Genomic DNA, 12,493 nt, shown 5'->3' with positions numbered 1-12,493 from the left:
AACGCCCCTTCGAGGCTAGATCTCCTCTTCCAGGGGTTCCTCCTCGTCCTCCAGGGGGCACAGGGAAAGCCACGTCCCCCAGTCGAGGTGCACCAAGCCGCTGGCCACGTAGATGCCTCCCATGGCCAGGGGCGCCTTTTCCTTGAGCACCACCCCCAGGAGAAGCAGAAAGCCCCCCAGGAAGGCCGCCCGGTGTCGGTTCAGGTTGCCCTTGCGGAGCTTCTTCAGGTTTCCGTAGGGGACCTTGGAGATCATGAGCCCCCCCAGGCTCACCAGGGCCAGTTCCGCACCCCAGGCGGGCAGGGGCACCCCCGCGAGGATGAAGGCCCCCAGGCTCAACCCCGCCGCGGGGATGGGAAGCCCCTGGAAGGGCCCCACCACGTGGGTGACGTTGAACCGGGCCAGCCGCAGGGCCCCACAGAGGGCGAAGAAGGCCGCCGCCAGGGCGCCGTGAAGCCCCCCGTCCAGGCCGATGTAGACCGAGTGGGCCAGGAAGGCGGGGGCCACGCCGAAGCTGACCACGTCCGCCAGGCTGTCCAGCTCCACCCCGAAGTCGGAGCTTCCCCCCAGGCTTCGGGCCACCTTGCCGTCCAGGTAGTCGAACACCACCGCGATGGCCACCAGCCACGCCGCGGGCAAGGGGTGCCCCTGGTAGACCATCACCAGGGACAGGAAACCGCAGAGCAGGTTGCCGCTGGTGATCATGTTGGGGATGATCTTCCGGAAGGGCAGGTCCTTCCGCAGGGTTCTCGTCTTTTTCATCCGTTCACCACTCCTATGGGGGTCTCTCCCGCCCGAACCTTCTGCCCCAGCGTCACCGCGGGGCTCACGGAGTTCGGCAGGTACAGGTCCACTTTGCTGCCCAATTTTATCATGCCGTAGCGCTGCCCCCGGGCCAAAGGGGTTCCTTTGGGGGCCCGGCAGACGATGCGTCGCGCCAGGAGCCCCGCGATCTGGACCATCATGGTCCGGCCCTGTTCCGTCTCCAGCCCCAGGTAGAGCCGTTCGTTCTCCTCCGACGCCTTGGGGGCGAAGGCCAGCCACTTCTTCCCAGGGACGTACTCCAGGTGGGCCACGGTGCCCACCGTGGGGGCCCGGTTGACGTGCACGTCCAGGGGGCTCATGAAGACGCCCACCTTGGTGACCTCCCCCACGAAGGGATGGTAGGTCCGCTCGATCTCCACCACCTTGCCGTCCGCGGGGCTCACCCAGACGGAGGGATCCGCCGGGGCGACCCGCTCCGGGTCCCGGAAGAACCAGACCACGAAGGCCAGGGGGAGCAGCAGGAAGAGCGCCACGGGACGGGAAAAGAACCAAGCCCCGACGATCATGAAGAGGAGGCCTCCGATGGAGGGGAAACCGTCCCGGGCAAGGCGCACGGGGCTACTCCTCCTCCAGGTCCGCGCAGCGGATGATGCTCACGTCCGCCACCTCGTCTCCCTCATCCAGACGCACCACCTTATAGCCCGTGGCGGCCCGTCCGAGGCTGGAGATCTCCCCGGCCAGAAGGCGCACCATGCGCCCCTTGGCGGAGATGACCACCAGTTCGTCGTCCTCCCGGACCCCCCAGGCGCCCACCAGGTCCCCGGTGCGGTCCACCAGCTTCATGGCCCGGACGCCCCCGCCCCCCCTGTGGTGGGCGGTGAACTCGTCGTAGGGGGTGCGCTTGCCGATGCCCCGCTCGCTGATGAAGAGTACCTGGCGGCCCGGCTCGATGACGTCGCACCCCACCACCAGGTCTCCCTCGTCCAGACGGACTCCTCGCACCCCGTGGGCCGTCCGGCCCTGGGGACGGAACTCCCCCTCCGGCACCCGCAGGGTCTGCCCCTGGGCGGTGGTGAGGAGCAGCTCGTCCTCCCCCCCGGTGAACCGAACCCGGGCGATGGTATCCTCCGGGGCCAGGCCCAGGATGCGTCGCCCCGCCCGGTTGATCCCGTCCAGCTCCGTCACGGGGAGGCGTTTGGCCACCCCGCGCTGGGTGACGAAGAACACGAACCGCGCCCCGTCCAGACGGCTGTCCCGGAGGGTCACCACCCGCTCCCCTTCCTCCAGGGAGACGAAGGTGCTCACGTGCTTGCCCTTGCCCGTCTTGGGCTCCGGCAGGGTGAAACCCCGGATGGCGAACACCCGGCCCCGGCTGGTGAAGAGGTACAGGGTCCGGTGGGTGGTGGTGACCGTCACCAGGGCGATCTCGTCCTCCCCCCGGGTGGAGGCGCCCTTGACGCCCTTGCCTCCCCGGGACTGGCAGCGGTAGTCCTGGAGGGGCATGCGGCGCAGGAAGCCGTCGCGGCTCAAGACCACCACGATCTCCGACTCCGGGATCAGGTCCTCCGCGGAGACGTCCTCCACCGCGTCTTCGATGCGGGTGCGCCGGTCGTCCTCGTAGGCGGCCCGGATCTCCTGAAGCTCTCCCCGCACCACCCCGTCCAGGATCGACGGATTGGCCAGGATGCTGCGGTAGCGTTCGATGTCCTGGAGAAGCTGGGCCAGTTCCTCCTCCAGCTTGCTGCGCTCCAGCCCCGTGAGGCGCTGGAGCCGCATGTCCAGGATGGCCTGGGCCTGCACCTCGCTGAAACCCAGGGTCTCCACCAGGGCTGCCTTGGCGGAGGCGGGGTCGGAAGCGGACCGGATGAGGGCGATGACCTGGTCGATCAGGTCCAGGGCCCGCACCAGCCCCTCCACGATGTGGGCCCGCTCCTCCGCCTTGCGGAGCCGATGCTCCGTGCGGCGGCGCACCACCGCCCGGCGATGGTCCAGGAAGACCTGAAGGATCTGGTGGAGGGTGAGCACCCGGGGCCGCCCGTCCACCAGGGCCAGATTGATGACCCCGAAGGTGCTCTGGAGCTGGGTTCGGCTGTAGAGCTGCCGCAGCACCAGGTTCGGGTCCGCGTCCCGGTGCAGCTCCAGCACCACCCGGATGCCCTCCCGGTTGGACTCGTCCCGCAGGTCCGTGATGCCGTCCAGATGGCCGCTCTGCGCGCCCTTGGCGATGGTCTCGATGAGGGAGGTCTTGTTCACCATGTAGGGGATCTCGGTGATGACGATGGCCTTCCGGCCCCGTCGGCCGTCCTCGATGTCCGCGCAGCCCCGGACGATGACCTTCCCCCGTCCGGTCTTGTAGGCGTCCACGATGCCGTCCCGTCCCAGGATGACCCCGCCGGTGGGGAAGTCCGGACCGGGCAGGAGGGCCATCAGCTCCCCCAGTTCGATCTGGGGATCCTCCAGGAGGGCGCAGGTCGCGTCGATGACCTCCCTCAGGTTGTGGGGGGGCATGTTGGTGGCCATCCCCACGGCGATGCCCGTGCTGCCGTTGACCAGCAGATTGGGCACCCGGGAGGGCAGGACGAGGGGTTCCTGGAGGGACTCGTCGAAGTTGGGCCCCCAGTTCACCGTCTCCTCGTCGATGTCCGCCAGCATCTCCTCCCCCAGGGAGTGGAGGCGGGCCTCGGTGTACCGCATGGCCGCCGGAGGGTCCCCGTCGATGGAGCCGAAGTTGCCCTGTCCGTCCACCAGGGGGTAGCGGAGGCTGAAGTCCTGGCTCAACCGGGCCATGGTCTCGTAGATCGCCGCGTCTCCGTGGGGATGGTACTTGCCCATGGTCTCCCCCACCACCCGGGCGGACTTCTTGAAGGCCTGGTTGTGCCGCAGCCCCAGCTCCAACATGGCGTAGAGGACCCGGCGCTGCACCGGTTTGAGGCCGTCCCGGGCGTCGGGCAGGGCCCGGCCCACAATGACGCTCATGGCGTAGTCGAGATAGCTGTGCTTGATCTCCTCCTCCAGGGGAAGGGGAATCACCTTGTGGAAAAGATCGGTCTGGCTGGAATCCTGATCCATCTGAGAGCCTCCAGAAAACGGAAATCACCCCACGGTCGGCAGGGACAAATCCCGACCGTCCGTGGGGAACACGTTGATTGTAGCACGTCGCTGCCTGCGTCCCCGGGACGTCCCGGGGAGATCCATGGGGGGAAAGGTCACCAGCCGTCCCGGTGGATCGAGCCTTCGTCCCATCCGCTGTGGGGAGCCTTGGCCTCCCCGGGGTAACCCAGGGCCGCCACGCCCAGGACCCGGACGGTCTCGGGGATGGAGAGGATCACCCGAAGGGCCGCCTCCCTCTGGGGGGTGTGCTGTACCCCCAGCCACACCCCTCCCAGCCCCAGAGCATGGGCGGCCACCAGGAGGTTCTCCATGGCGGCGGAGCAGTCCTCCTCCCAATAGAGCCGGGCCAGGTCGCTCTTCCCCGGGTCCCCGCACACCACCACCGCCAGGGGGGCCTGAAAGAGCATCTTCCCATAGGGGTGGGCCTGGGCCAGGGCGTCCAGGCGCCCCCGGTCCCGCACCACCACGAAGTGCCAGGGCCGCGTCCCCGCCGCCGAGGGGGCGGCGCAGGCACACTCCAGGAGCAGGGAGATCCGCTCCTCCTCCACCTCCCGGGACTCGAAGCGGCGGATGCTCCGCCTCCCCAGGAGGGCGGCCACGGCGGGGTTCTCCCGCAGGGTCACGGTCTCTCGGCGTTGTCCAGCATGGACGGCTCCAGGATGCGGCTCGTCACCGGGGAGGACAGGACGATGGAGGTGGTGGTCTGGCCGTAGTGTCCCATCTGGTTGATCACTTCCTCCAGATGCCCCACCGAGGAGACCACCACCTTGAGGATCAGGCAGTCCGTGCCGGTGAGGTGGTGGCACTCCAGCACCTCCGGGATCTTCTCCGCGATGAGGTCCGCCTCGTGCATGCGGCTGGCGGGGGTGCTCACCCGGATGAAGGCGGTGATGGGGAATCCCAGGCGCTCGTAGCTCACCATGGCCCGGTAGCCCTGGATCACCCCTCCCTCCTCCATGCGGCGGACCCGCTCCGCCACGGCGGGAGACGAGAGCCCCACCCGACGCCCCAGCTCGCTGAAGGAGATCCGGGCATCCTCCTGAAGCGCCCTGAGGATCTGCCGACCGATGTCGTCCAGCAATTTGTCCGACTGCATGTCCCTTCCCCCGTTTCGTTTCGGTTTACGCTCCCCCGGGAGGCAAAACCGTGGAATCCTACGCTTCCCACGGATCATACCGGAAAAAGCCCCCTCCTCCCAACCTGTCGACTTCATGAGATTCCATGGCAACCCCTCATATTGAACCGGAGACCGGTTTAGGTTTACACTCTTCCCCAGACCCCAACCCGAATCGTATGGAGGAGTGATCCGCAATGGGTGCCACGAAGGTCGTCGTCGCTCTGGGAGGCAACGCGCTGCAGGAGGCAGGCACGCCCCCCACCGCAGAAGCGCAGCTGCAGGTGGTGCAGAAGACCGCCGCGTACCTGGCCGAGATCAGCCGGCGAGGCTACGAGATGGCGGTGGTGCACGGCAACGGTCCCCAGGTGGGACGCATCGTCCTGGGGCAGGAGATCGCCGCCCAGGCCAACCCCGAGACCCCCGCCATGCCCTTCGACGTGTGCGGCGCCATGAGCCAGGGCTACATCGGCTACCAGATCCAGCAGGCCCTGCGGGACGCCCTGCGGAACCGGAACCTCAACATCCCCGTGGTGACCCTGGTGACCCAGGTGGTGGTGGACCCCCGGGACCCGGCGTTCCAGAAGCCCACGAAGCCCATCGGCCCCTTCTACAGCGAAGAGGAGGCCAAGAAGCTGGCGGAGGAGAAGGGCTACGCCATGAAGGAGGATGCGGGACGGGGCTGGCGGCGCGTGGTGGCCTCCCCGGAGCCCAAGAAGATCTCCGAGATCGCTGCGGTGAAGCGCCTTTGGGACAGCACCATCGTGGTCACCGCCGGAGGCGGCGGCATCCCGGTGGTGGAGAACCTGGACGGCTCCCTCACCGGAGTGGCGGCGGTGATCGACAAGGACCTGGCGGCGGAGAAGCTGGCGGAGGACATCGAGGCGGACGTGCTCCTCATCCTCACGGAGGTGGACCGGGTCTGCCTGAACTTCAAGAAGCCCGAGCAGAAGGTCCTCTCCCAGATGACCGTGGCGGAGGCCATCCAGTACATGGAGGAGGGGCACTTCGCCCCGGGGAGCATGCTCCCCAAGGTGATGGCGGCGGTGAAGTTCGCCCGCACCTTCCCGGGCCGGAAGGCCATCATCACCTCCCTCTACAAGGCCGTGGACGCCCTGGAGGGCAAGGAGGGCACCGTGGTCACCATGGCCTAGGGGCCACTGTCCTGCGTCCCCAAGGGACGAAACATCGGAGGAGGTCCGGGAAATCCCGGACCTCCTCTTCTTCGTCTTCAGGCTCGGAAGGACTCCAGGACCGCCTCCGGGTCCAGGGGAAGGGGGAAGAAGGCTCCAGCCCCCGCCGCCAGGACCTCCCTGCGGGTGCCGGGGAACACCAGGGTGGCACAGACCGCCTTGGGAAGGTTCCCCAGATCGGGGTCCCGCATCAGGTCCCGGAAGAGTTCCCGCCCTCCCCCGGTCCAGTCCACCAGGACCCCTCGGACGGGACCCTGACGGAGGGCGTCGGGGACCTCCTCGGGGGTGCGAAGCCGCAGGACCCCCAGTCCTTCCCGACCCAGGCGACGGACCAGGGAGCGAAACGGGTGGAGCCTCCGGGTGGCCAGAAGCACCGAAGGGACCCCGTGGGGAGGGGCAAGGGGCTCCTCCGAGACCTCCTCCGCCAGGGGGAGGCGGACGGTGAAGCGGCTTCCCTCTCCCGGGGCGCTCTCCACCTGAAGTCCCCCGCCGTGAAGCTCCACCATCCGCAACACCAGGCTCAGCCCCAGCCCCGTCCCGGAGAAGGAACGGCTCAGCCCCCCTTCTCCCTGCACGAAGGGGACAAAAAGACGATCCAGGTCCTCCGGGGAGATGCCGATGCCCCGATCCCACACCGTCACCGCCACGGCGGGTCGCAGGGGGTCCCGAAGGACCTCCACCCCCACGCGCCCCCCCTGGGGGGTGAACTTGACGGCGTTGGACAGGAGGTTCACCAGGATCTGCCGGACCCGTTTCGGATCCCCGTCCGCCCGGGGCAGGTCCTCCGGGGCCTCCAGGGACACGGCGATTCCCTTCTTCTCGAAATCCCGGGAGAGGGCCGTCAGGGCCCCCCGGGCCAGGGAGGCCACGTCCAGGGGAGAGCGGACCAGGTCGAGCCGCCCCGCCTCGACCTTGGACAGGTCCAGGATGTCCCCGATGAGGGAGAGGAAGTGGCGGCCGCACTCCTCGATGCTCTGGAGGATGCGTCTCTGGGCCTCGTTCAGGGTCCCCAGGGACTCCTCCGCCAGGGCCTCCGCCAGGTTGAGCATGGCCCCCAGAGGGGTGCGCAGCTCGTGGCTCATGTGGGCGAGGAATTCGTCCTTCATCCGGGCGGTGCGGGTCAGGTCGGCGCTGGCGGCGCTCAGCTCCTCCGTTCGCTTCCACAGGGCCTTCTCCGCCTCCACCAGGTCCGTCACGTCCTCCACCACCCCCAGAAGCTCCTCCGGCCCCAGGGGGACCAGGTGGGCCTTCAGGTGCTTGCACCCCGTCCCTTTGGGGAAGGCGAAGGAGAGGACCCGGGGTCTTCGGGTCTGCTGGCACTGGCGCACCGCCTCCAGCACCTCCGGCAGAAGCCGGCCGGGACGGGAGAAGATGTCCCGATCCGCCAGGCGCTCCCCGGTGGTGTCGAAGAGTTCCAGGAGCTTGGCGTTGGAGTCCACCACCCGGCCCCCTCCCTCCAGACGCACGATGCCCAGGGGGGCGTGGTCCACCAGACGGCGGTAGCGTTCCCGGCTCTCCTCCAGGACGGCCCGGGTGCGCCGCCCTTCCTCCAGCTGCTTCAGCAGGGCTTCGTGCAGGGAGGCGTTGCGCCAGCTCAGGGCCGCCAGGTCCGTGAAGGCGTGTGCCAAAAGCAGCCGGTCCGCCGAGGGGGTCCCGGGGTCCTGAAGGTCCAGGAGCAGGGCTCCCGCCGCATCCTCCCCCCACAGGAGGGGCAACCCCAGGCACGTCCCCCCGTTCTCCCGAACCCGAAGCCTCGGGATGCCTCCCCGCAGGGTCTCCGAGGCCAGGTCCCCTCCCCAGGGATGCCGGGGGTCCGTCTCCCCCGGGGGGACGTCCCGCAGGTACCGGGGGGAGGGGGCGCCGGGGCTTTTCGTCTCCGCCGAGACCAGGTAGGCCCGACGGGCCCCGAAGAGATCCCGTGCCCGTTCCAGGATGGCCCGCTCCACCTCCCGGGGATCCTGGAGGGACAGGAAATCCAGGGAGATCTGGTGCAGGGACTCCAGGAACCGGTTCTGGAGACGAAGCCGCCGTTCCCCCGCCTGACGCTCCGCCACCTCCTGCCGCAGGACCTCTCCCTGGCGCTGGAGGTCCCGGGTCCGCTCCCGCACCTCCTCTTCCATGCGGCGGTGCATCCGGGAGCGCACCAGGGCCGCCCCGATCCCCGCCGCCGCCAGGGAGAGGACGGACTCCTCGTCCTCGTCGAAGCGACGCTCCCGGCGGCAGTCGTCGAACCCCGCGAACCCCCAGAACTGCTCCTCCAGGAAGACCGGGACCACCAGGATGCTCCGGATGCCCTGGGATTCCAGGAGTTCCCGCTCCTCCTCCGGGAAGGTGCGGACCTCCCCCCGGATGGAGGCCCGGGAACGGAGCACCCGCTCCCACCGCTGGAAGTCCGGATTGTAGGGATGATTCTGAAGGGAAGGGTTCTCGATCTGCGGGGGGATGCCCGGGGCGACCCACTCGAAGCGCTGGGACATCCGAAGCCCCCCCGTGACGGGGTCCCGGTGGTTCTCGAAGAGGTAGGTCCGATCCACCCCCACCGCCTCCCCCAGGATCCCCAGGGAGCGGGATATGGCCCGGGGGACGTCCGGGGCCAGGAGAAGCTCCGAGGCGCACCGGGCCGCCGCCTCCAGGAGGCGACGGGAGGCTCGGGAGTCCGGGAGGGGGGTCATGCCCGCTCCTGCAGGGGCAGCTCCAGGCGGACCTGGACCCCCGGGCGGTCCTCCCGGTTCGTCAGGACGCAGCGCCCCCCCGCCTCCAGCACCAACACCTCCACCAGGGAAAGCCCCAGCCCCATGCCTGCCGTTTCCCCCGTAAAGCCCCGCTCCCCCTGGAAGTAGGGATGGAAGACCCGGCCGAGCTGTCCCGGAGAAAGGCGCACCCCGTCATCCCGCAGCAGCAGGACCCCCCGGTCTCCCTCCCGGCGCGCCTCCAGCTCCAGGCGGGGTACCCCTCGGGGATGGAACTTGACGGCATTCCCCAACAGCTCCGCCAGGAGGGTCTGGAGGACCTCCCGGGAAAGGGGTACCGTCGCCTCCTCCAGGGAGGTCTCCAGGGCGCAGTCCACCGGGTCGGCCAGCCCCAGGTCGACCCGCAGTCCCTCCACCAGGGGCTTCAGCTCCGCCAAGGGAAAGGGGGCGCCGAAACCGCTTCCCCCCAAGGCTTCCGTGTAGGCCAGGACGCCCCGGATCTCCGCCGCCAGGCGCTCCAGGGAGGAGGACACCGCCCGCAGACAGGGGTCCTCCTTTCCGTCCCTCCGGCCCTGCAACACCTGGGCCCCCGCCAGGGCGGCGGAAAGGGGGGTGCGCAGCTTGTGGTTCACCAGGACCTGAAAGGTCCCGCGGCTGCGGCAAAGCCCCATCTCCGCGGAGACGTCCCGGACCCGGAACACCCGCTCCTCCGAGGGCTCCGCCTCGTCCAGGGGGCGATCCAGGCACAGCCAGACCGGAGGGGCCCCCTCCCGACGGGGCCGCACCAGGAGACAGGCTCCCGGCGCCCTCCCTTCCGCCTCCCCCAGGGGGCGCCGGACCCACTCCTGCCCCAGCCATTCCTCCAGGAGGAAGGACGGAGAGGAGGGGTCGGGGAGTTCCAGGAGGGTTCGGGCGGTGGGGTTGGCGAAGGACACCCGCCCCCGGGGGTCCAGGATCAGGTATCCCTCCCGGGAGCGTTCGATGAGCTTCTGGAAGCGGGAGCGCTCCGTACAGAGCCTGCGAAACCGGTCCAGCTTGAGGATGGTTCGGATCCGAGCCCGCAGCTCCATCCGGTCGAAGGGTTTGGAGACGAAGTCATCCGCCCCCGCCTCCACCCCGGCGATGCGGGACTGTCGGTCCTCCAGAGCGGTGATCATCACCACGGGAACCTCCCCCGTCTCCCGCTGCTCCCTCAGGGCGCGACAGACCTGGAACCCGTCCATGCCGGGCATCATCACGTCCAGAAGCACCAGGTCGGGGCAGCGGCCCCGGGCCTCCTCCAGTGCCTGGATTCCGGAGGAGGCGAAGCGCAGGGAGTACTCCTCCGGGAGGAGGAGCACCTCCAGGACCTCCCGCCAGGAGGGCTCATCGTCCACGATGAGCACGTCCGGGCGGCGGGGTTCCGTCACCGGGGGCAGACCTCGTACCCCGGCTCCGCGGGTAGGATGTCCCGCACCTGCAGGCGAGGGTGGGCCGCCAGGTCCAGAACCAGGGGGGTGGACAGGGTGCCCGTCCGGGTGTGATGCACTACCGTCACCTCCGGGCGGAGGGTGTTGCCCCGCTCCACCCGGGTGACCATGCCCACGTGTCCCGAGGAGAGGAGCATCCAGGTGCCCACGGGGTAGGGGGTGGTGACCCGGGAGAAGACCTCCACCACCTTGGGGTCGAAGAGGGTTCCGGACTGGCAGCGGACGTACCGGTACACCTCGTGGGCGAAGCGCTGGGTCTTGTAGGGCCGGGCGGAGGCCAGGGCGTCGTACACGTCCGCCACCGCCACCTGCCGGGCGAAGGGGTGGATCTCCCGCCCCTTGAGCCCCAGGGGGTAGCCGGAGCCGTCCCAGCGCTCGTGGTGCTGGGCCAGGACCCTGCGGCTCTCCAGGGACACCAGGTGGCTGCTCTCCAGCATCGCCGCCCCCATCTCCGGGTGGCGGCGCATGATCCGCATCTCCTCCGGGTTCAGGCGTCCCGGCTTGTTGAGGATCTCCACGGGAATTTGGGTCTTGCCGATGTCGTGGAGGACGGCCCCCATGGCCAGGGCCGTGAGCATCCCTTCGGGCATCTCCAGGGCCTTGCCCATGAGGAGGGAGATCACCATGACGTGGACGGAGTGGCGGAAGGTGTAGTCGTCGTGCCCCCGCAGGTCCTGGCAGTGGGCCACCATCTCCGGTTGGGAGAGGACCTGGTCCTGAATCTCCGCCACCACGGGGATCAGGCCCTCCAGACGGGCCCCCAGCAGCTCCTCGTCCCCCTGGGCGGCGCTGGCGAAGGCGCCCTTGAGGGCCTCCACCGCCCCGGTCATGCTCCCCTCGGGGATCAGGGGCGGCACGCCTCCCTCCCAGGGGGCGAAGGCCTCCCCCTCCCGGACGTGGATGAAGGGAACCCCGTTGGACCGAAGCAGGCGAAGATGGTCGTCGTTCAGGACGACCCCCTCGGAGAGGAGGAAGAGCCCCCCGTCGGAGAGGATCGCGCTGGCCAGGACCATGCCCGCCCGAAAATCATCCCGGTACACCCGTCGAACCATGCCCCACCCCCGGACGGGGAGACGGAGAAAACGTTCTCCCCGATTTCTTTCCGCAGTTTACTCGAACCGTCATGCTGCGGCCACCTGAAGCGTCGTCTTTCTCCCGGGGCCTCGGTCCCGGTTCTCTAGTGCCTTCCCGACCGGCTCAGGATGGACACTCCCGCGAGGATGGCCCCCCCTCCCGCCAGGAGGGGCCAGGTGGGGGTTTCCCCCAGAAGGAACCACCCCGTCAGCACCGCCACCAGGGGCTGGAGGTACTGGAAGGCCCCCGCCTGGGCCACCGGCAGGACCAGGAGGGCGTCGTACCACAGGGCGTAGGCCAGGCCGGAGCACCCCACCCCCAGAAACAGCGCCGCCCCCCAGCCTGCGGGGGAGAGGCGGGCCAGGACCGTCAGGTCGCAGCCCGGCAACGCCAGGAGGGGGAAGGAGGCGATCCACCCCAGGACCATGATGGCCCACCCCATCTGGGCCGGGGAGAGGACCTTCAGCCCCCGGCGGGAGGCCACGCAGAAGGCCGCCCAGTTCAGGGCGGAGAGGAGCACCAGCCCGTCCCCCAGGGTGTAGCCCAGCGGCCCCTTCCCGCCCCCCGCCACCAGAAAGACCCCCGTCATGGCCAGGGCAATGCCCCCCGCCCCCTTCGCCCCAAGCCGCTCCCCCAGGAAGGCCCACCCCAGCAGGGCCACCAGGGCGGGGGAGACCGCCAGGATCCAGGCGGTGGCGGAGGCGGAGACGGTGAGCAGCCCCACGCTCTGGATCATCAGGTGGAAGGGGATCCCCATAACCCCCAGGACCGCCAGGTAGAGCCTCTGGTCCCGGGGGATCCGCAGTTCGCTGCCCCGAAGGAGGGCGGCCAGGGTGAACACCCCCGCCCCCAGGGTGCAGCGGACCCACACCAGAAGCCCCGGGGGCAGCTCCCGCAGCGCCGCCTTGGCGGCCACAAAGGAGACTCCCCAGAACAGCACCGCCCCCAGGGCGCAGGCCCTCCCCCGGAAGAGGTTCGCCGTTTCGGCACTTCTCAAGCCCTCACGTCTCCCTTCGTTTCCCGCAAGGCCCCCGACGGGGATACAATCGGGAAATCCGTCGGGTCGAGCCACTCTAC

10 protein-coding genes are annotated in these 12,493 nt (G+C 69.4%); 1 reads left to right on the top strand and 9 read right to left on the bottom strand.

Annotated elements, in window-relative coordinates:
- Positions 1-15 precede the first annotated feature (15 nt).
- The 5 genes from pssA to APAU_RS01880 all read right to left on the bottom strand — a co-directional run bounded on the left by pssA (position 16) and on the right by APAU_RS01880 (position 4,972).
- Positions 16-762, bottom strand: coding sequence for a CDP-diacylglycerol--serine O-phosphatidyltransferase (gene pssA, locus APAU_RS01900; RefSeq protein WP_006299966.1), 747 nt, complete (start codon positions 760-762; stop codon positions 16-18).
- Positions 759-1,379, bottom strand: a complete 621-nt coding sequence (locus tag APAU_RS01895) for a phosphatidylserine decarboxylase family protein (RefSeq protein WP_006299965.1) — start codon at positions 1,377-1,379, stop codon at positions 759-761. Before APAU_RS01895 ends, pssA begins: the two co-directional genes overlap by 4 nt.
- A 4-nt stretch (positions 1,380-1,383) precedes the next feature.
- Positions 1,384-3,834 (bottom strand): DNA gyrase subunit A, encoded by a 2,451-nt coding sequence (gyrA, locus tag APAU_RS01890; protein WP_006299964.1) that lies wholly within the window; start codon positions 3,832-3,834, stop codon positions 1,384-1,386.
- Positions 3,835-3,971: 137 nt separating this feature from the next.
- Entirely contained in the window at positions 3,972-4,499 is a 528-nt protein-coding gene (locus tag APAU_RS01885; RefSeq protein ID WP_006299963.1) for a nitroreductase family protein, read from the bottom strand.
- Positions 4,496-4,972 (bottom strand): Lrp/AsnC family transcriptional regulator, encoded by a 477-nt coding sequence (locus APAU_RS01880; protein WP_006299962.1) that lies wholly within the window; start codon positions 4,970-4,972, stop codon positions 4,496-4,498. Before APAU_RS01880 ends, APAU_RS01885 begins: the two co-directional genes overlap by 4 nt.
- A 215-nt stretch (positions 4,973-5,187) precedes the next feature.
- On the opposite strand from APAU_RS01880, the gene arcC reads away from it, so the two are divergent.
- On the top strand, positions 5,188-6,144 hold the full coding sequence (gene arcC, locus APAU_RS01875; protein WP_006299961.1) for a carbamate kinase: 957 nt from the start codon (positions 5,188-5,190) through the stop codon (positions 6,142-6,144).
- Positions 6,145-6,221: 77 nt separating this feature from the next.
- Here the strand turns inward: arcC and APAU_RS14530 are convergent, their stop codons facing one another.
- The 4 genes from APAU_RS14530 to APAU_RS14525 form a co-directional block, all read right to left on the bottom strand.
- Entirely contained in the window at positions 6,222-8,855 is a 2,634-nt protein-coding gene (locus APAU_RS14530; protein ID WP_006299960.1) for an ATP-binding protein, read from the bottom strand.
- The gene (locus APAU_RS13475) at positions 8,852-10,282 is read right to left on the bottom strand and encodes a response regulator (RefSeq protein WP_006299959.1); all 1,431 of its coding nucleotides are present in this window, start codon (positions 10,280-10,282) and stop codon (positions 8,852-8,854) included. Before APAU_RS13475 ends, APAU_RS14530 begins: the two co-directional genes overlap by 4 nt.
- Positions 10,279-11,394, bottom strand: coding sequence for an HD-GYP domain-containing protein (locus tag APAU_RS01860; RefSeq protein ID WP_006299958.1), 1,116 nt, complete (start codon positions 11,392-11,394; stop codon positions 10,279-10,281). Before APAU_RS01860 ends, APAU_RS13475 begins: the two co-directional genes overlap by 4 nt.
- Before the next feature lie 125 nt (positions 11,395-11,519).
- On the bottom strand, positions 11,520-12,413 hold the full coding sequence (locus APAU_RS14525) for a DMT family transporter (protein ID WP_006299957.1): 894 nt from the start codon (positions 12,411-12,413) through the stop codon (positions 11,520-11,522).
- Between the last annotated feature and the right edge of the window lie 80 nt (positions 12,414-12,493).

Origin of the sequence: Aminomonas paucivorans DSM 12260 (assembly GCF_000165795.1) — a bacterium.
Classification (GTDB): domain Bacteria; phylum Synergistota; class Synergistia; order Synergistales; family Synergistaceae; genus Aminomonas; species Aminomonas paucivorans.
The sequence above is the reverse complement of the archived record's forward strand: the minus strand, read 5'-3'. Positions and strand labels throughout refer to the sequence as shown.